At 66.0% G+C, this 18,939-nt stretch carries 15 protein-coding genes; 14 read left to right on the forward strand and 1 reads right to left on the reverse strand.

Going from position 1 to position 18,939, the window contains the following annotated elements:
- Positions 1-73: 73 nt before the first annotated feature.
- From KUW00_RS14170 to acpS, 10 genes are all read left to right on the forward strand, one after another.
- Positions 74-1,177, forward strand: a complete 1,104-nt coding sequence (locus KUW00_RS14170; RefSeq protein ID WP_222569350.1) for a MucB/RseB C-terminal domain-containing protein — start codon at positions 74-76, stop codon at positions 1,175-1,177.
- Complete coding sequence (locus tag KUW00_RS14175; RefSeq protein WP_222569351.1) at positions 1,174-1,599, forward strand: SoxR reducing system RseC family protein; 426 nt, start codon at positions 1,174-1,176, stop codon at positions 1,597-1,599. Before KUW00_RS14170 ends, KUW00_RS14175 begins: the two co-directional genes overlap by 4 nt.
- 181 nt (positions 1,600-1,780) lie before the next feature.
- Positions 1,781-3,202 (forward strand): DegQ family serine endoprotease, encoded by a 1,422-nt coding sequence (locus tag KUW00_RS14180; RefSeq protein ID WP_222569352.1) that lies wholly within the window; start codon positions 1,781-1,783, stop codon positions 3,200-3,202.
- Positions 3,203-3,408: 206 nt separating this feature from the next.
- Positions 3,409-5,226, forward strand: a complete 1,818-nt coding sequence (gene lepA / locus KUW00_RS14185) for a translation elongation factor 4 (protein WP_045993482.1) — start codon at positions 3,409-3,411, stop codon at positions 5,224-5,226.
- A 93-nt stretch (positions 5,227-5,319) separates the two neighbouring features.
- Positions 5,320-6,123 (forward strand): signal peptidase I, encoded by an 804-nt coding sequence (lepB, locus tag KUW00_RS14190; protein WP_045993483.1) that lies wholly within the window; start codon positions 5,320-5,322, stop codon positions 6,121-6,123.
- A 57-nt stretch (positions 6,124-6,180) separates the two neighbouring features.
- Positions 6,181-6,870, forward strand: coding sequence for a ribonuclease III (rnc, locus tag KUW00_RS14195; RefSeq protein ID WP_045993484.1), 690 nt, complete (start codon positions 6,181-6,183; stop codon positions 6,868-6,870).
- Positions 6,867-7,766, forward strand: a complete 900-nt coding sequence (gene era / locus KUW00_RS14200; RefSeq protein WP_045993485.1) for a GTPase Era — start codon at positions 6,867-6,869, stop codon at positions 7,764-7,766. Before rnc ends, era begins: the two co-directional genes overlap by 4 nt.
- A gap of 79 nt (positions 7,767-7,845) precedes the next feature.
- Positions 7,846-8,544 (forward strand): DNA repair protein RecO, encoded by a 699-nt coding sequence (recO, locus tag KUW00_RS14205; RefSeq protein WP_222569353.1) that lies wholly within the window; start codon positions 7,846-7,848, stop codon positions 8,542-8,544.
- A 479-nt stretch (positions 8,545-9,023) separates the two neighbouring features.
- Positions 9,024-9,827 (forward strand): pyridoxine 5'-phosphate synthase, encoded by an 804-nt coding sequence (pdxJ, locus tag KUW00_RS14210; RefSeq protein WP_222569354.1) that lies wholly within the window; start codon positions 9,024-9,026, stop codon positions 9,825-9,827.
- A gap of 90 nt (positions 9,828-9,917) precedes the next feature.
- Positions 9,918-10,298 carry a holo-ACP synthase gene (gene acpS, locus KUW00_RS14215; RefSeq protein WP_108132704.1) on the forward strand — a complete coding sequence of 127 codons (381 nt, stop codon included), beginning with the start codon at positions 9,918-9,920 and terminating at the stop codon, positions 10,296-10,298.
- Positions 10,299-10,337: 39 nt separating this feature from the next.
- On the opposite strand, the gene KUW00_RS14220 is transcribed toward acpS, so the two are convergent.
- Positions 10,338-13,256: an ATP-binding protein gene (locus KUW00_RS14220; RefSeq protein ID WP_222569355.1), complete on the reverse strand. Its 2,919-nt coding sequence runs from the start codon at positions 13,254-13,256 to the stop codon at positions 10,338-10,340.
- A 149-nt stretch (positions 13,257-13,405) separates the two neighbouring features.
- Here KUW00_RS14220 and cysM point away from each other — a divergent pair, with 149 nt between their 5' ends.
- From cysM to mazG, 4 genes are read left to right on the forward strand one after another with little or no spacing between them, the layout of a single operon-like run.
- The gene (gene cysM, locus KUW00_RS14225) at positions 13,406-14,302 is read left to right on the forward strand and encodes a cysteine synthase CysM (protein ID WP_213228625.1); all 897 of its coding nucleotides are present in this window, start codon (positions 13,406-13,408) and stop codon (positions 14,300-14,302) included.
- A 1-nt stretch (position 14,303) separates the two neighbouring features.
- A complete protein-coding gene (locus KUW00_RS14230; protein WP_222569356.1) occupies positions 14,304-15,758 on the forward strand; it encodes a TRAM domain-containing protein in 1,455 nt (484 codons plus the stop codon).
- Entirely contained in the window at positions 15,751-18,009 is a 2,259-nt protein-coding gene (gene relA / locus KUW00_RS14235) for a GTP diphosphokinase (RefSeq protein WP_045993189.1), read from the forward strand. The genes KUW00_RS14230 and relA overlap by 8 nt, the downstream gene beginning before the upstream one ends.
- On the forward strand, positions 18,006-18,896 hold the full coding sequence (mazG, locus tag KUW00_RS14240; protein WP_222569357.1) for a nucleoside triphosphate pyrophosphohydrolase: 891 nt from the start codon (positions 18,006-18,008) through the stop codon (positions 18,894-18,896). The genes relA and mazG overlap by 4 nt, the downstream gene beginning before the upstream one ends.
- The last annotated feature ends 43 nt before the right edge of the window (positions 18,897-18,939 follow it).

The following is an 18,939-nucleotide window of genomic DNA, read 5'->3' on the forward strand; positions in this document are numbered from 1 at the left end:
GAGATAGCAATGATCTGCTCGGCCCTGAGGGGCCGAGCGCATTCTCAGCAGTGCCTGTCAGGACATGATTTCTATGCCACATCAGGGGTCGCTTGCAGCGTTGGCCGGCTGGCTGACACTTTCCCTTGTCTGTCTTTCTCTTCCCGCCCAGGCCGTTGCCGACCCTGGTGTCGACGCCGTAACGGCGGACGCCGAGGCCTCGGCTGACTCGGTAGCTGACCCGAATAGTATCCAGAGCGTCTACGACTGCAGCGCCTTGACCGCCTTGTCACCCCCCGAGTCTCCGGGAGACTGGTTCGAGCGCAGTGTCTGGGCTTCCCATTGCTACCAGTATCAGGCGCGCGCCGTTCGCATCGTCGATGAGGAGGTGGTGACGCTGTCGGTGGCCCGCGACATCCAGCAGGGTGTCGAGCGCGATCGCCTCCACTTCCTCGATGGCCCCAGTCGCTCGCTGCTGCGAGAGGGGGGCGCCTTTCGCTTCGAACTCGGTGATAGCCAGGGGGCGGCGCCGGCCTCTCCCCAGGCGCTGGTCGAGCACCTGTCACGCTTCTATCGGCTGCGCTTCGACGGCGAGGAGCGAATCGCCAATCGTCACGCGATCCGTCTGGAACTGTTGCCGCTGGACGCCATGCGCTACGGCTATCGCATCTGGCTCGACCGCGAGACCGTCATCCCCTTGAAGCGCACCCTGATCGACGAGCGGGGCCAGGTGCTGGATACCTTCCAATTGGTGGCGATGACGCCGCCGGAACGCTACGACGGCAAGGTGGAGCTGCGCCGGCCGCCGTCCTCGGCCAGGCTCGACTGGCGCGCAGGCTGGCTGCCTCGTGGCTTTGTTGCCCAGCCGTTGATGGCGATGGCATCCGACAGCGATGGGCCTCGCCGCCACAAGTTGTACAGCGACGGCCTGTCGACCATCAGCCTGTTCGTCGAACCGGTAGCGGGTTCACGGGTACTAAGGCCGGGTGTCCATCGACTGGGCGCCAGTCACGCTGCGGTGCGCCGAGTGCAGCGTGAAGGCCAGTTGCTTCAGGTGGTGGCCGTAGGCGAACTGCCTCCCAGCGTGCTGGTCAAGGTGGCCGAAACCCTTGAGCTGGCCGAGGGGCAGTCGCAGGGTGTTAGCGATGGTGCGCGCCCTGAGGCGGTGAGCAACGTCCACCAGGAAGCGTCGTCATGAGTACCGACTGCGCGACCGCAGAGGCGCGAGTGGTGGGTTGGACGACCGCAGGGGTCAGGGTAGCGCTGGCGGCAACCGGCGGCTGCGGGCGCTGCGCTGCTCGGGGCGGCTGCGGGGCGCGTTGGCTGCTGCGCAGGAGCGACGATCGGCGTGCGCTCGAGATCGATACCGAGCAGCGTCCCGCCATCGGGCAGACGGTGACCCTGGCCCTGTCCCGGACGAGCCTGGTGCGCGCCAGCGTGCTGGTCTACGGCCTGCCGCTGTGGTTGGCGCTGGGGGCGACCCTTGCCGTCAACGTGCAGTCGCCGGATCACTGGTCGCTGCCGCTGGTGTTTATTGCGGGCCTGGCCCTCGGCGGCGTGGTGCTGCGTCGGCATCTGCGCCGCCGCGCCGAGGCGTATCGGCCGACCTTGGTGCTCTAGCCCTGTTGTGATAGCTCTGTTGTGATAGCCCTTTGCCCGAGCACTTCACGGGCCCTTGTCGCGTTATTTTGCCCGCTAATGACTGAACCTTTTGGCGGCGTGACGGTACTACAAGAAGCGACCCTCGAGGTTGCGTTCGATGCACTCTGAGTCCTATCTGAGTCTTACGCAGGAGCCTTGCATGAAGCCAATGACTCGCACCCTGTCCATGTGGATGACGCTGGTGGTGGGAATGGTTGTCGCCCAATCCAGCCTGGCCAGGGATCTTCCTGATTTTACCGAACTGGTCGAAGAGGCCGCCCCCGGCGTGGTCAACATCTCGACGACCCGGGTCACCGAGGGCTACTCCACGCCCTTCGGCGATTTCGGTGGCCAGGAAATCCCCGACATCTTCCGTCATTTCTTCGGTGATCGCTTCCCGGTGCCGCCCGGCGGAGGCGGTGGTCGCACCGAGGAACGTCAGTCGCTGGGCTCCGGCTTCGTCATCGACGCGGACGGCTACATCATGACCAACGCCCACGTGGTGGAGGGCGCCGACGAGATCATGGTGCGCCTCAATGACCGTCGTGACCTCAAGGCCGAGCTGGTCGGGGCCGACGAGAAGACCGACGTGGCGGTACTGAAGGTCGATGCCAGCGATCTGCCGACGCTATCCCTGGGTGACTCCGACGACCTCAAGGTGGGGGAGTGGGTGGCCGCCATCGGTTCGCCGTTCGGCTTCGATCACTCGGTCACCGCAGGCATCATCTCGGCGATCAACCGCACCCTGCCGCGTGACGCCTATGTGCCCTTCATCCAGACCGACGTGGCGATCAACCCGGGTAACTCCGGTGGACCGCTGTTCAACCTCGACGGCGAGGTGATCGGTATCAACTCCCAGATATTCACCCGTAGCGGTGGCTTCATGGGGCTGTCCTTCGCCATTCCGATCAATGTCGCCATGGACATCGCCGACCAGTTGCGAAGCGAAGGTCACGTCACCCGGGGCTGGCTCGGTGTGATGATTCAGCCGGTGTCCAAGGACCTGGCCGAGTCGTTCGGCATGGACCGCCCCGAGGGTGCCCTGATCGCCGACGTCGATCCCGACGGACCTGCGGCGCGTGACGGCGTCCAGGCCGGTGATATCGTGCTTGCGGTCAATGGCGAGACGGTGGAGCGCTCCAGCAACCTGCCGCGGTTGATCGGCCGTGTCGCCCCGGACAGCGAGGTCGAGTTGACCGTGCTGCGCGCCGGGGATCGCAAGACCCTCAGCGTCACCGTTGGCGACTGGCCCGAGGAACTGGCCGGTGGCAGCGGTCAGTCGCCCGGCAGCGCGTCGCCGGCACGCCTGGGTCTGGCGGTGCAGTCGCTGTCCGACGCCGAGCGTGACAAGTACGGCATCGACGCCGGCGTGCGGGTCAGCGACGTCGACCCGCGTGGCGTGGCGGCGGCTTCCGGCATCCGGCGTGGCGATATCATCGTCAGCGTCAACCAGGTCGCGGTGGAAAGCGGTCGCCAGCTTAGCCAGCTGGTGCGTGAGCTGCCTGCCGATCAGGCGGTGCCGGTCCGTCTGTACCGTGACGGTCGCTCGCTGTTCGTGGCGCTGCGACTGGCCGACGACTGAGGCGCGTCCCGCTGACCGACGACGCCCGAGGGCCGCCATGGCCCTCGGGCGTTGTCGTCCTGTGATATCGAATCGAGCCGCCGCAACGGCTTGGGATGCGCGGGGCAGGGGATGCCGGTACAATAGCGCCAACTTTTTTTTCCGCGTCATCGGGGCAGGGCGAGCCTGTCGCTGTCCGGTGCGTTCTCAAGATGGAATCATCCTGCATGTCTGATCCTGATAACCGCAAGGTAATCAATAATATACGTAACTTCTCGATCATCGCTCACATCGACCATGGCAAGTCCACCCTGGCCGATCGCCTGATCCAGAGTTGCGGTGGCCTGTCAGAGCGCGAGCTCAAGGATCAGGTGCTGGACTCCATGGATCTGGAACGCGAGCGCGGCATCACCATCAAGGCCCAGTCGGTGACGCTGGACTACCACGCCAACGATGGTGAGACCTACCAGCTCAACTTCATCGATACCCCGGGGCACGTCGACTTCTCCTACGAGGTGTCGCGCTCGCTGTATGCCTGCGAGGGCGCACTGCTGGTCGTCGACGCCGCCCAGGGTGTCGAGGCCCAGTCGGTGGCCAACTGCTACACCGCCATCGAGCAGGGGCTAGAAGTGTTGCCGGTGCTCAACAAGATGGACCTGCCCCAGGCCGACCCCGACAAGGTCGCCCACGAGGTCGAGGAGATCATCGGTCTCGACGCCACCGACGCCTGTCAGGTGTCGGCCAAGAGTGGTCTGGGCATCGATGCGCTGCTCGAGCGGCTGGTGCGCGATATTCCGCCGCCCAAGGGCGACCCCGAAAAGCCGCTGCAGGCGCTGATCATCGACTCTTGGTTCGACAACTACCTGGGCGTGGTATCGCTGGTACGGATCTTCGACGGCGTGCTCAAGAAGGGCGACAAGATTCGCATCCTGTCCACCGGACGTGACTGGCAGGCCAACGAGGTCGGCATCTTCACCCCGCTGCGCAAGGAGACCGACATCCTGCGCGCCGGTGAAGTGGGCTTCGTGGTGGCCGGTATCAAGGACATTCAGGGGGCTCCGGTGGGGGATACCATCTCCCACGCCAAGACGCCGGACGTCAAGCGCCTGCCGGGCTTCCAGAAGGTCAAGCCCCAGGTCTACGCCGGCATGTTCCCGGTCAGCGCCGACGACTACGAAGACTTCCGCGATGCGCTCGAGAAGCTGGCGCTCAACGACGCTTCGCTGGACTACGAGCCGGAAAACTCCGACGCCCTGGGCTTCGGTTTCCGCGTCGGCTTCCTCGGCACCCTGCACATGGAGATCGTGCAGGAGCGTCTGGAACGCGAGTACGACCTGGACCTTTTGACCACCGCGCCGACGGTGGTCTACGAACTGGCGATGAAGAACGGTGACGTCAGCTACGTCTCCAACCCGTCCAAGCTGCCGGACATGGCCGACGTCGAGGAGATGCGCGAGCCCATCGTGCGCGCTAGCATCCTGGTGCCCCAGGAATTCGTCGGCAACGTCATCAGCGAGTGCGAGCTGCGTCGCGGCACCCAGAAGGACATGCTGTTCCTGGGTAGCCAGATCCAGCTGACCTACGAATTGCCGATGAGCGAAGTCGTCATGGATTTCTTCGATCGGCTCAAGTCCATCTCCAAGGGCTATGCTTCGCTCGAGTACAACTTCGAGCGCTTCGAGGCGGCCAAGCTGGTACGCCTCGACGTGCTGATCAACGGCGACCGGGTCGATGCCCTGGCGGTGATCATCCATCGCGATCACGCCCACAGCCGTGGTCGTGTGCTGGTCGAGAAGATGAAAGAGCTGATCCCGCGTCAGATGTTCGACGTGGCGATCCAGGCCGCCATCGGTGGCCAGGTCGTGGCCCGTTCCACGGTCAAGGCGCTGCGCAAGAACGTGACCGCCAAGTGCTACGGCGGCGACATGACCCGCAAGAAGAAGCTGCTCGAGAAGCAGAAGGCCGGCAAGAAGCGCATGAAGCAGGTCGGTCGCGTGGAGATCCCTCAGGACGCCTTCCTCGCCGTGCTCAAGGTGAACGACTGATGCCCCAGCGGCGGTCGATCCGTCCCGGTGTGACGCCGGGACGGCTTGCCCCTCCCTCAGATACCGACTTACAAGCCACCTGGAAACACTGATATGGACTTCTCCCTGCTGCTGGTGATCGCGGTCGCCGTCACCGGTCTGATCTGGCTGCTCGACCTGGTCTGGTGGCGCCCCCGGCGTCAAGCCGTCACCGCAGCTGCCGAAACCGGCACCACCGAAGGCGTGGATCTGTCCGCTCGGGAGCTTTCGCGCAAGGACCCCTGGCCGGTCGACTACGCCAAGTCGTTCTTTCCGGTGCTGCTGGTGGTGCTGGTGCTCAGAAGCTTCGTGGTGGAGCCGTTTCAGATTCCGTCAGGCTCCATGCGCCCGACGCTGGAGGTCGGGGATTTCATTCTGGTCAACAAGTTCACCTATGGCCTGAGGTTGCCGGTGGCCAACACCAAGATCCTCGATCTGAACGAGCCGGAGCGGGGTGACGTCATGGTCTTCCGCTATCCCCAGGACCCGGCGGTGAATTTCATCAAGCGCGTGGTGGCGCTGCCCGGCGATACCCTGCGCTACGTCGACAAGCAGCTTTACGTCAACGGCGAGCCAGTGCCCAAGACGCTGCTCGACGACGCTCCGGAGAGCGCGCCAGGTGAGCTGCTGTTCTCCGAGCAATTGGGCGAACATCAGCATCAGATCTACAATAATCCCCGCGATCGCGGCCCGCTGGTCCACGACGTCGTGGTGCCCGAGGGCATGTACTTCGCCATGGGCGACAACCGGGACCACTCCAATGACAGCCGCTACTGGGGCTTTATCCCGGAAGCCAACATCGTCGGCAAGGCCTTCGCGGTATGGATGCATTGGGACGGTGGACTGCCGAGCTTTTCCAGCGTGAGGACGATCCCGTGATCGCTTCAACGCCGCTTGGTTCTTCCATCGTCAGCACAAAGAGTTAACAGGAGCGTCGTGAGCAATTCCCTGACCCCCTTCAGTCGCCGCATCGGCCATGAATTCCAGGACGCGAGTCTATTGGAACTGGCCATGACCCACCGCAGCTTCGGTGGGCGCAACAACGAACGCCTCGAGTTTCTGGGTGACTCGATCGTCAACTTTGTCATCGCCGAGGCGCTGTTCGAGCGCTTTCCCGAGGCCCGTGAAGGCCAGCTTTCGCGCCTGAGGGCGCGCCTGGTCAAGGGCCAGACCCTGGCGGAGCTGGCCCGGGAAATGCGCTTTGGCGAATGCCTGCGCCTGGGTTCCGGCGAGATGAAAAGTGGCGGCCATCGGCGTGAATCGATCCTCGCCGACGCCGTCGAGGCGGTGATCGGTGCCATCTACCTGGACGCCGGCATGGACGCGGTACGCACGCGGGTGCTGGCCTGGTTCGAGGAGCGCCTGGCGCGCATCGACCTCAAGCAGTCCCAGAAGGACCCCAAGACCCGCCTGCAGGAGTTTCTGCAGTCCCGTCAGGCACCGCTGCCTCGCTACGAGGTGACCTCGGTGGAAGGCGAGGCCCACGCCCAGACCTTTACCGTGGAGTGCCACGTCGAGATGCTCGACGAACACACCGTCGGCACCGGCGCCAGCCGCCGCCACGCCGAACAGATGGCCGCCGAAAGCGCCTTGCAACGCCTCGATCCCAAGGGAGTCAGCGCATGAGTCAGACCTGTGGATTCGTGGCCATTGTCGGCCGTCCCAACGTCGGCAAGTCCACCCTGATGAACCGTATTCTCGGACAGAAGATCTCGATCACCTCGCGGCGGCCGCAGACCACCCGCCACCAGGTGCTGGGGATCAAGACCGAAGGCGACGCTCAGGCCATCTTCGTCGACACCCCGGGTATCCATATCCTCGGCAAGGACCGCAACAAGGCGATCAACCGCTTCATGAACCAGGCGGCGGTGCAGGCCCTGCGGGACGTGGACTGCGTGGTCTTTCTGGTCGACCGCACCCGCTGGACAGAGGAAGACCAGATCGTGCTGGACCGCCTGGCCAATGTCGAGGCGCCGGTGATCCTGGCGGTCAACAAGGTGGACCGCCTGCAGGACAAGGCCACCCTGCTGCCGTGGTTGGCCGAGCTCGGCAACAAGCGCGAGTTCGCCGCGGTGGTGCCGATCGCCGCCCAGCACGGCACCAATGTGCCGGAGCTCGAGGCCGAGATCGATAAGCACCTGCCCGAGGGGATCCACTTCTTCCCGGAAGATCAGGTCACCGACAAGAGCATGCGTTTTCTGGCTGCCGAAATGGTACGCGAGAAGGTCATGCGCCAGCTCGGCGACGAGCTGCCTTATCAGATGACCGTCGAGATCGAGGAGTTTCGTGACGAGGCCCGGGTGGTGCACATCAGCGCGCTGATCCTGGTCGAACGTCAGGGCCAGAAGAAGATCCTGATCGGCGACAGCGGCGATCGCATCAAGAAGATCGGCCGTGAGGCACGCCTGGATATGGAGCGGGCGCTGGACAAGAAGGTCATGCTCAACCTGTGGGTCAAGGTCAAGCGTGGCTGGTCCGACGACGAACGCGCCCTCAAGAGCCTCGGCTACGACCTCGACTGAGCCGTTCCCCCGCGCCCCGGCAGGATCATCGATGACGATGGTCCTGTTGTGATCCTGTTGCCCCGACGTCGGGATCCCCATGCAGCCCCAGCCCGCCTTTCTGCTCCACAAGCGTCCCTACCGCGAGACCAGTGCATTGGTCGAACTGCTGACCCTGGACCACGGTCGTGTGCGCGCCGTGGCCCAGGGCGTGCAGCGTCCCGGTAGTCGCTCGCGCAGTCAGATGCAGCCGTTCGCGCCCCTGCACCTGACCTGGCAGGGCGATCGCGAGCTCAAGCGACTGCGGCTGATCGAGTCCCGTGGCCCGGCGGCGATGCTCGCCGGCGAGGGGCTGCTGTGCGGTCTCTACGCCAACGAATTGCTGACCCGCCTGCTGCCGGTGGAGTTGCCGGTGGGGCAGGTGTTCGCCTTTTACACCTCGGCGCTGGACGAGTTGGCGACGCCGGTCTCTCGCGCTGCGGCCCTGCGTCGGCTCGAATTTGCGCTACTCGATGCGCTGGACGCCGCGCCGCGTTTCACCACGCCCGACGGTGGCGGCCTGGATCCCCAGCGGCGCTACCGCTTCGAGCCCGGCAGTCGGGCCTTTGTCGTCGCAGAGCGCGGCATCGACGGGCGCACCCTGCGCCTGCTGGCCGGGGCCGACTGGGGCGAGGCCGGGCTCGCCGGGCCGGCCAAGGCGCTATCGCGTGCGGCCCTGGCGCCGCTGCTGGGCGACCGTCCGCTGCGCTCCCGTGCGCTGATGGTTGCCATGGCCGAGCGGCGCCGCCAGGCGCGCTGACCCTTGTCGCCCTGGCGCCGTTGCTGGGCGACCGTCCGCTGCGCTCCCGTGCGCTGATGGTCGCCATGGCCGAGCGTCGCCGCCAGGCGCGCTGACCCTTGTCGCCCTGGCGCCGTTGCTTGGCGACCGTCCTCTGCGCTCCCGTGCGCTGATGGTCGCCATGGCCGAGCGTCGCCGCCAGGCGCGCTGACCCTTGTCGCCCTGGCACCGCTGCTGGGCGACCGTCCTCTGCGCTCCCGTGCGCTGATGGTCGCCATGGCCGAGCGTCGCCGCCAGGCGCGCTGACCCTTGTCGCCCTGGCGCCGTTGCTGGGCGACCGTCCGCTGCGCTCCCGTGCGCTGATGGTCGCCATGGCCGAGCGTCGCCGCCAGTCTCGCTGACGCTTCAGCGCGCTGATATCGCCTGGCCTCGGGTGACCGCCGGCCTGTCGGCGGTGCTACCATAGGGCTCGTCTTTCATCCCCATGACGGAGAACCTTGATGCATCCCCCTCGACTGCTGCTCGGCGTCAACATCGACCATATCGCGACCCTGCGCCAGGCTCGCGGTACCCGCTATCCCGACCCGATTCAGGCGGCCCTGGTCGCCGAAGAAGCCGGCGCCGATGGCATCACCGTCCATCTGCGGGAGGACCGCCGTCATATCCAGGAACGCGACGTGCGCCTGCTGGCCGAGGTTCTCAACACCCGCATGAATCTCGAGATGGCCGTGACCGAGGAGATGCTGGCGCTGGCCGAAGAGGTACGTCCGGCCCACGTCTGTCTGGTGCCGGAGAAGCGCGAGGAGCTGACCACCGAAGGCGGCCTGGACGTGGTCGGCCAGTTCGACGCCATCGAAGCCGCCTGTCGCCGACTGGCCGCCGTGGGGGCAGAGGTATCGTTGTTCATCGATCCCGATCCGGATCAGATCGCCAGCGCCAGGCGCGCCGGTGCTCCGGCCATTGAGCTGCACACCGGCGCCTTCGCCGAGGCCGATAACGACAGCGATCGGGCGCGCGAGTACCAGCGCATCGTGGCCGCCGCCGAAATGGGCGTCGAGCTCGATCTGATCGTTAACGCCGGTCACGGCCTGCACTACCACAACGTCGAGGCCATCGCCGCCATCCCCGGCCTCAACGAGCTCAATATCGGTCACGCCATCATCGCCCGGGCGCTGTTCGTCGGCCTCAAGGAGGCGGTGGCGGAGATGAAGCGACTGATGCTGGCCGGCTACGAGGCGGGGCTGGTCGCGGCCATCGACGAATTTGAGCAAGAGCACGAGCATGAGCACGACCACGACCATTAGCACTGAAGCGTCGCCGATGTCAGCGCCGGCTCGAGGAGGTCTGTCTGTCGAGACCTTGCCAGGGAATACCGGGTCTCTCGGAGCCCTGGCATGATTCTCGGCATCGGCACCGATATCGCGCGGATCGAACGCTTCGACGCGGCCATTGCGCGCCATGGCGCGCGCTTCGCCGAGCGCATCCTGGGGCCGCTGGAAGCCGAGCGCTACACCGAGGCGCCACGGCCTTCGGCCTTTTTGGCCAAGCGCTTCGCCGCCAAGGAGGCCTGGCTCAAGGCACTGGGCACCGGTCTTCGCCATGGCATGCGCTGGACCGAGATACAGGTGGTCAACGATCCCCTGGGGCGGCCGGAGCTGGTGGTCTCGGGGGAAGCGCTACGTCTGGCCGACCAGGCGGGCGTCGGCGCCTGTCACCTGAGTCTCAGCGACGAGAGCGATGTGGCACTGGCCTTCGTGGTGCTCGAAAGGCGTTGATCGCTGCAGGGGGGGGGGCGCGGCAGTTGCCCGCGTCGGCTAAACCGGTCCCTTCAGTGGGGTTTCTCCACTGTCCTGCTGCCAGCGCTCGACCTGGGTCATGGCCTGCTCCAGGGTGGGCAGCAGCGGACGAACGCCGTCGATCCCGCGTGAGCGAAGTCGGGTCTCGAGGGTTTCCACCAGCAGCGCCATGCGCGGCACACCGCAGTAGCGGCAGGCACCGTTGAGGGCGTGGATGCTATCGAGCAGGGCCTCTTCGTCCTCGGCCGCCAGCGCCGCCTCGATCTCTCGACGGGTCTCGTCCAGCGATGCCCCCAGGCTCGCCAGCAATTGCCTGGCCAGCGCTTCGCGCCCACCCGCCAGGCGGGTGCCCAGGGCGATGTCGATGTCGGGCAGGTCGTTGCCCTGGTCATCGCTGTTGTCACGGGGCTGGCCCTGGTCCTTGCCAAGGTCCTTGCCAAGGTTCTTGCCAAGGTCCTTGCCATGGGCCTGGTCTGGGACGGCCGGCTCGACCGAGTCATCAGCCTCACTGGCGTCCTGTCGATACTTGTCGGTGACCGGCGAGTTCGGCGCCGGGGTCGTCTCCGTCAGGCCGCTGCCCAGCCTTTCTCTAAGCAGGCGGTCGAGGCACTCGGTGTCGAGTGGCTTGATCAGCACATCGTCCATGCCACTTTGCAGAAGCGCTCGGCGCTGGTGTTCCAGCACGTGGGCGGTCACCGCGATGATCGGTCGCTTCGCCCAGGCGGGGCTGAGTTGGCGGATCGCCTGGGTCGTCTCCACACCATCCATGCCACCCATGCGAATATCCATCAGTACCATGTCATAGAGCTGCTGCTGGGCCAGCGCCAGGGCTTCTTCCCCACTGGTGGCCAGGGTCACGCGACGCTCCGGTCCTTCCACCAGTTCTCGCAGCAGCAGGCGGTTGGTCTCGCTGTCATCGACGATCAGCAGGCTGGCCATGGAGGTTTGCGTGTCCGGCGAAGGCGGCGGGGTCTGCGAGTTGTTCCACTGGGGCGGTGCAGCCGGGGCCGCTGTCGACGTCTCGTCGGGCACATAGGGCTGGCGAGACGGTAGCGCCGGCGGGGACGTCGGCGCAGGCAGGCTCGGCCTGTGGCGAGTACCGGCGAGGGCGCCCTCCACCGCTTCCGCCAGGGTCTGGCGAGCCAACGGCTTGGACAGTACGCTCGAGCCATCGGGCAGGCCCAGTCCGGGCACATCCGGAAGTCCCGCATTGATCAACAGCAGGGTGGGGCAGTTGCGCTGCCTGAGTCGTGCGCGTAGCTCGCCGATGCGGCCCTCTTCGAGCTCCTCGATGGCGATGGCTTCCAGTGCCAGCGCAGCCTGCTGGGGGCTCGCCACAACCCGGGCGTCCCACTGTTCGAGCATATGCAAAAGGGCCCTGCGGGTGGGGCCGTGGGGTTCCTCGACAAAGATCGAGGCCTGGTCGAGCGCCAGTTCGGGCGCACGCACATGGCTTGCGGTGCTGGTCAGGGGCAGGGTGAAGTGGAAGGTGGAGCCGTGGTCGAGGGTGCTGTCCACGCCGATGGTGCCGCCCATCTGCTCGATCAGTTGCCGCGAGATGGCCAGACCCAGGCCGGTGCCGCCGTACTGGCGACTGTGTCCGGCGGTGGCCTGGCGGAAGGCCTGGAACAGCCGTCGCTGCTGGCTGTCACTGAGGCCGATGCCGGTATCGCTGACGCTGATGCGCAGGGTGAAGCGCTCGTGGCGGGACTGTTCGACCATGACCCGCACGATGATCTCGCCGCGGTCGGTGAACTTGATGGCATTGTTGACCAGGTTGGTGATGATCTGGCGCAGTCGCAGCGGATCACCTGTGATTTCCGCCGGTACGTCGTCATAGATCAGGCTGAGCAGCTGCAGGCCCTTCTGCTGGGCCAGTGGCGCCTGCAGCCCCAGCACCTCGTCGACCAGCGACTGGAGGTCCACCGGCACCTGTTCCAGTACCAGACGACCGGCTTCCAGCTTGGAGAAGTCGAGCACATCGTTGACCAGCGACATCAGGTTGTCGCAGGCCCGTTGCACCTGGTCGAGCCACTCGCGCTGACGCGGGTCCAGCGACGAGCGCCCCAGCAGCCGGCAGAAGCCGATGATGCCGTTGAGCGGCGTGCGGATCTCATGGCTCATGTTGGCCAAAAACTCCGACTTGACCCGGTTGGCCTCCACCGCCTGGCGATGGGCCATGTCGAGCTCGATGTTCTGCACCTCGATGGTCTCCATGGACTCCTGAAGTTCCGAGGTGGCGTGTTCGATCTGCTGCTGCAGGTCTTCGCGCGCCCGCGCCTGGTGGTCGATCAGGGCGTTGACCCGGCGCCCCAGCTCGGCCAGCTCCAGCGGGTGGTCCAGCGGCAGGTGGTGGGGCTGACGACCGGCGGCCAGCTGGTCGAGCAGGTGGGCGATGTCATCCAGCGGCTGGGTCAGGCGGCGGCCCAGGGTGAAGGCCACCAGAAACAGCAGAAGGCCGCAGACCAGCAGGATCATGGCGCCCCTGGCGATATCGCTGTAGGTGGCGAGCAACAGCAGCGAGGCGTCGATATCGAGGATCAGGTAGGCGCCGTCCACGGCAGTGATCGGTGTCGTCAACACCCACTGGCGATAGTGCTGGGTCAACAGCCCCTGGCTGGGAGCCTCGACGTTCAGCGCTTCGGCCCGCAGTCGACCGAGTTCAAGCACCACCTGATCCTGCTGCACCAGGCGCAGGGCACGGACGCTGGGAATATCCATCAGGCGATTGGCAGCCGCCTGAACGCCGGCGATATCGTCCAGCGACAGGGCCTCGCCCAGCTCGGGGGCCACCAGCCGCGTGGCGGTAGAGAGGTTTTCTTCCATGGCGGCCTCGCGCAGGCCATGGTCCTGATACAAGGCGAGGCTGATCGCCAGCCCCAGCAGCAGCAGCGGCAGCCCCACGAGGGCTAGCATCAACCGTGTTCTCAAACTCATAGGCGCTGCGTTCCTGGCCGGGAATAGGCGCGGACGAAGAGCGGCCACCGCCGTCTCGTACGTCTCCATGTCACCCCATGGGACCATGCCTGTCCAGTGGCGAGGGGCGTCGATATAATGGCGTCAGATGACGTTACAAGGAAAGTCTTATGGAATTCCCCTACCTCGACCAGCTGGTCGGCAAGACCCCGCTGGTCCGCCTCAAGCGCATCAGCGCCGGGCGCAACAATGTGCTGCTGGCAAAGCTCGAGGGTGACAATCCGGCGGGCTCGGTCAAGGATCGGCCGGCCCTGTCAATGTTCGACGAGGCCGAAAAGCGCGGCGAGATCGCCCCCGGCGACACCCTGATCGAAGCGACATCCGGCAATACCGGCATCGCCCTGGCCATGGTCGCGGCGATGAAGGGCTATCGCATGGTGCTGATCATGCCGGAGAACGCCTCCAGCGAGCGCAAGCAGGCCATGGCGGCCTACGGTGCCAGGCTGATCGAGGTCAGCAAGGAAGGCGGCATGGAAGAGGCCCGGGACCTGGCCGATACCATGGTCGCCCGAGGCGAGGGCAAGTCGCTGGACCAGTTCGCCAATCCTGACAACCCGCTGGGTCACTATCGCACCACCGGCCCCGAGCTGTGGCAGCAGACCGACGGTCGAATTACCCACTTCGTCAGCTCCATGGGGACCACCGGCACCATCATGGGGGTGTCGCGTTACCTGAAAGAGCAGCGCGCCGACATCGAGATCATCGGCCTGCAGCCCGAGGACGGCGCCAGCATCGCCGGGATTCGTCGCTGGCCCGAGGCCTACCTGCCGAAGATCTTCGAACCCCAGCGGGTCGATCGGGTACTGGACATCGGCCAGGACGAGGCCGAAGAACACATGCGCCGACTGGCCCGGGAAGAAGGAATCCTGGCGGGGGTGTCCTCTGGGGGCGCCCTGGCCGGGGCGCTCAGGGTGGCCGAAGAGGTCGAGAACGCGGTGATCGTGTTCATCGTCTGCGACCGGGGAGACCGTTATCTCTCCACCGGTCTGCTGGCGCCGGAGTCCTGAGGTGGCTGGACTCGGAAAACGCCGTCCGCCGCGTCAGCGCTCCGGTGTCTCGGGGCTTGCTCACAAGCGCCCGTCGGACACTCGCCGGGCCTACCAGACCGACACGTCCGATGAACTGCCCGACGAGCTCGAGATTCAGGGGCTGTCCCACGATGGCCGCGGGATTGCCCGTTCGCCCGCCGGCAAGACCCTGTTTGTCGAGGGGGCCTTGCCCGGCGAGCGGGTCAGGGTGGCGGTACATCGCACCCGCAAGCGCTACGACGAGGCCCACCTGCGTGAGCTGATCGAGGCCGCGCCGACCCGGGTGACGCCGCCCTGTCCCTACATCGAGCGCTGTGGCGGCTGTGATCTGCAGCATCTGGAACTCGACGCCCAGCGTCGTCACAAGGCCGTCGTACTGTCGGAGCTGCTGGCCCGTCAGGGCGTCGAGGTCGACCTCGAACGCATCGAGGTGCTGGCCAGTGATGACGTCGCCTATCGCCGCCGTGCTCGGCTGGGGGTCAGGGTCGATGCCGACGGCGGCATCCATCTGGGCTTTCGCGCCAGGCGCAGTCACCGGCTGGTATCGGTGGAGAGCTGCACCGTTCTGGTGCCGGAGCTGTCGTCGCTGCTGGCACCGTTGCACCAGCAGCTGGCGAGCCTCGAGGCGCCACGCCAGGTCGGCCATCTGGAACTGCTTGCCAGCGACGGCCAGGTGACCCTGGTGGTCCGCCAACTGCGTGAGCAACCCGCGGACCTGGCACGCTGGCGTGCATGGGCCGATGAGCGAGGCGTCGCCGTCGGCGTGCTGGCAGGCCGTGAACAGGTGCGCTTCGAGTGGCTGGTGACCCCGCCGCGAGGACTCCAGGTGACGGTGCCGTCGGCGCGTGGCCCGCTCAGCCTCGGCGTCGGACCGAGCGACTTCCTGCAGGCCAACGCCCAGGTCAACCAGCGCATGATCGAGACCGCGCTGGATTGGCTGGGGACACCTCGCCGGGTCGATGAACCCCTGCTGGATCTGTTCGCCGGGATCGGCAATTTCAGCCTGCCGCTGGCGGCGTCGGGCTACGCGGTGAGCGCGGTGGAAGGCTCGCCGGAGATGACCGCGCGCCTGGCCGACAACGCCGCGGGCGCGGATCTGGACGTGGCTGCCCTCCAGGGCAACCTGCATGACGAAGGGCAGGTGGCGAGGCTATTGCGTACCCATGATGCCGAGGTGGTGGTACTGGACCCACCGCGCGAGGGGGCCGAGGCGCTGTGCCGGGCACTGGCCAAAAGTACGGTGTCCCGGGTCTTGTATATTGCCTGTGATCCCGCCACGCTTTCTCGCGATGCGGCACACTTGTTGCAGGGAGGTTATCGTCTGCAACGGGTCGCCATGGCGGACATGTTCGTGCACACCTCGCACCTCGAGTCGATGGTACTGTTCGAACGCCAGGGGCCGTCGCCACGCCAAGGAGTCAGGAAAGATGGTTAAAGTGCGGGAAGACCAGCCGTTGACCGCGGATGGTCGGGTCGATATCGATCAGTGGGTCGCGCGGCTGCAGGACGACGTCAAGCTGGCCGACGCCGGTGAACTGGTCGAGGCCTGCCAGCTGGCGCAGTCGCTGGAGCAGGCCTCCGAGCGGCCCCACAAGTCCTGGTTGAAGGACGGCTCGAGCTTTCGCATGGGCCTCGAGATGGCCGATATCCTCGGTGAGCTGCGCCTGGATCAGACCGCCATCGAAGCCGCCGTGCTGTATCGCGCGGTGCGTGAGAACCTGATCAAGCCCGAGCAGGTGGCCAAGCGTTTCGGCCGCGAGGTGGCGAGCCTGATCGAAGGCGTGCTGCAGATGGCCGCGATCAGCAATACCCAGGCCACCACCGCCGGCCTGCAGCAGCAGGATCAGCAGGACAACCTGCGCAAGATGCTGGTCAACATGATCGACGACGTCAGGGTGGCGTTGATCAAGATCGCCGAGCGCACCTGCGCCCTGCGCCAAGTCCGCGATGCCCCGCGCGAGAAGCAGGTGCGGGTCGCCCGCGAAGTGTTCGACATCTACGCTCCGCTGGCCCACCGCCTGGGCATCGGCCACCTCAAGTGGGAGCTCGAGGACCTGTCCTTTCGCTACCTCCACGAGGACGACTACAAGACCGTCGCCCGGCAGCTGGCCGAGAAGCGCCTGGATCGCGATCGCTACATCCAGGAGGTGGTGGAGACCCTGAAGTCGCTGATGTCGGCCCAGGGCATCCACCAGTTCCAGGTAGACGGTCGGGCCAAGCACATCTTCTCCATCTGGCGAAAGATGAAGCGCAAGCGCATCGACTTCTCCCAGGTCCATGACGTACGCGCGGTGCGCATCCTGGTGCCCACGGTGCAGGACTGCTACACCATGCTCGGCATCGTCCACTCGCGCTGGCACACCGTGCCCGACGAGTTCGACGACTACATCGCCAACCCCAAGAAGAATGGCTACCAGTCCCTGCATACGGCGGTCATCGGCCCCGAGAACAAGGTGCTGGAAATCCAGATACGCACCTTCGCCATGCATGAAGAGGCCGAACTTGGGGTCTGCGCCCACTGGCGCTACAAGGGCCACGATACCAATGCCCGCAGCGACAGCTATGAGGAAAAGATCGCCTGGTTGCGTCAGGTGCTCGAGTGGCACGAGGAGATCGGCGAATTCGGCGACCTGCGCGAGGGCCTGACCAGCGACGTGGCGCCGGATCGCATCTATGTGTTCACCCCGGACGGTCACGTCATCGACCTGCCCAGGGTCGCCACCCCCATCGACTTCGCCTACCGCGTGCACACCGAGGTGGGCCACCGCTGTCGCGGCGCCAAGGTCAACGGTCGCATCGTGCCGCTGACCTACAAGCTCAAGACCGGTCAGCAGGTCGAGATCCTGACCGCCAACAAGAGCGCCCCGAGTCGTGACTGGCTCAACCCCAACCTGGGCTTCGTGCGCACCTCCCGCGCCAGGGCCAAGATCCAGTCCTGGTTCAAGCACCAGGCGCGTGACCAGAACCTGGAAGAGGGCAAGGCGCTGTTCGAGCGCGAGATGAAGCGTCTCGACGTCCACGACATGGACCTCGCCACCCTGGCCCAGAAGGTCAACTACGCCAATGCCGACGACATGTACGCCGCGCTTGGCGCCGGCGACCTGCGTATCGGTCAGGTGCTGCACCAGGCCCAGCAGCTGTTCGGCGACAGCGACGAGCAGGAGCACCTCGACCGGCTGCTGGCCAAGCCGCGTCAGAAGCCGGCCAAGACCCCGGACGGCGAGATCACCGTGCTGGGCGTCGGCAACCTCAAGACCAACATGGCCAACTGCTGTCATCCGGTCCCCGGCGAGCCGATCGTCGGCTTCATCACTCAGGGCCGTGGCGTGTCGATCCATCGCCAGGACTGCCCCAACATCCTGCAGCTCAGGGTTGACGAGCCCCAGCGGGTGATCGAGGTGGAGTGGGGTGCGCGCTCCAGCAGCCAGTACCCGGTGGATATCGAGATCCAGGCCTGGGACCGCTCCGGTCTGCTGCGCGACGTCACCGCCGTGCTCGGCCAGGACAAGGTCAACGTGCTCTCGGTCAATACCCTGACCAACACCGACGACGGCATCGCGCGCATCTCGATCACCGCCGAGGTGGACGGCCTGGAGACCCTGGGCCGGCTGTTCTCCCGCATCCAGCAGCTGCCCAATATCATCGAGGTCAAGCGCAAGCGCGGTCAGGGAGGGCGTCGCACATGAGCCGGCGCTATTCCATCGATGACCTGCTGACCCTGATGACGGTACTGCGGGACCCCCAGCAGGGCTGCCCCTGGGACGTCAAGCAGCACTGGGACACCATCGTCCCCCACACCCTCGAGGAAGCCTACGAGGTCGCCGACGCCATCGAGCGACGCGCCTTCGACGAGCTGCCGGGGGAGCTCGGCGACTTGTTGTTCCAGGTGGTCTACTACAGCCAGTTCGGCAGCGAGGAAGGGCGTTTCGATTTCCATGACGTGGTGCACACGCTGACCGACAAGATGCTGCGTCGCCATCCCCACGTGTTTCCCGAAGGCACCCTTGAATCCCGCCGCCAGGGCGTCAGTGCCGCCGAGGTCGAGACCCGTCAGGTCCACTCCCGCTGGGAGGCGCTCAAGGCCGAGGAACGGGAAGGGCGCAGCGGCCCGCAGCAGGGCGAGGCCGAAGCGGTGGTTTCTGTCTCGGCGCTGGATGACGTGCCGCGGACCCTGCCGGCGCTTAGTCGCGCCGCCAAGCTGTCCAAGCGCGCGGCCCGGGTGGGCTTCGACTGGCCGGACACCGACGGGGTGCTCGACAAGCTCGAAGAGGAGCTGGGTGAGATTCGCGAGGCGCTCTCGGCCGGGGATCGCGACCACGCCGCCACCGAGGTGGGCGACCTGCTGTTCGCCACCGTCAATCTGGCGCGCACCCTGGGCGTCGACCCGGAAGCCTGCCTGAGAGGCACCAATCAGCGCTTCGAGAGCCGCTTTCGCCATATGGAGCGGTCCCTGGATGCCCAGGGCACGCCGCTCGGCCGGGCCTCGCTGGAGCGCATGGAAGAGCACTGGCAGCAGGCCAAGCGTGCCGAACGCGCCGAGCCGTCCGATCCGTTCGATCCGACCATGGACTGACGAGGCCGGCCAGACCCTATCGATAACAAGGCGGGGCCGCACG

Source organism: Halomonas sp. DP5N14-9 (genome assembly GCF_019802175.1).
In the GTDB taxonomy this organism is placed as follows: domain Bacteria; phylum Pseudomonadota; class Gammaproteobacteria; order Pseudomonadales; family Halomonadaceae; genus Halomonas; species Halomonas litopenaei.

Coding starts and splice junctions, on each gene's coding strand:
- KUW00_RS14170 (WP_222569350.1), top strand. CDS start 74: ATGCCACATCAGGGGTCGCTTGCAGCGTTGGCCGGCTGGCTGACACTT.
- KUW00_RS14175 (WP_222569351.1), top strand. CDS start 1,174: ATGAGTACCGACTGCGCGACCGCAGAGGCGCGAGTGGTGGGTTGGACG.
- KUW00_RS14180 (WP_222569352.1), top strand. CDS start 1,781: ATGAAGCCAATGACTCGCACCCTGTCCATGTGGATGACGCTGGTGGTG.
- lepA (WP_045993482.1), top strand. CDS start 3,409: ATGTCTGATCCTGATAACCGCAAGGTAATCAATAATATACGTAACTTC.
- lepB (WP_045993483.1), top strand. CDS start 5,320: ATGGACTTCTCCCTGCTGCTGGTGATCGCGGTCGCCGTCACCGGTCTG.
- era (WP_045993485.1), top strand. CDS start 6,867: ATGAGTCAGACCTGTGGATTCGTGGCCATTGTCGGCCGTCCCAACGTC.
- recO (WP_222569353.1), top strand. CDS start 7,846: ATGCAGCCCCAGCCCGCCTTTCTGCTCCACAAGCGTCCCTACCGCGAG.
- pdxJ (WP_222569354.1), top strand. CDS start 9,024: ATGCATCCCCCTCGACTGCTGCTCGGCGTCAACATCGACCATATCGCG.
- acpS (WP_108132704.1), top strand. CDS start 9,918: ATGATTCTCGGCATCGGCACCGATATCGCGCGGATCGAACGCTTCGAC.
- KUW00_RS14220 (WP_222569355.1), bottom strand. CDS start 13,256: ATGAGTTTGAGAACACGGTTGATGCTAGCCCTCGTGGGGCTGCCGCTG.
- cysM (WP_213228625.1), top strand. CDS start 13,406: ATGGAATTCCCCTACCTCGACCAGCTGGTCGGCAAGACCCCGCTGGTC.
- relA (WP_045993189.1), top strand. CDS start 15,751: ATGGTTAAAGTGCGGGAAGACCAGCCGTTGACCGCGGATGGTCGGGTC.
- mazG (WP_222569357.1), top strand. CDS start 18,006: ATGAGCCGGCGCTATTCCATCGATGACCTGCTGACCCTGATGACGGTA.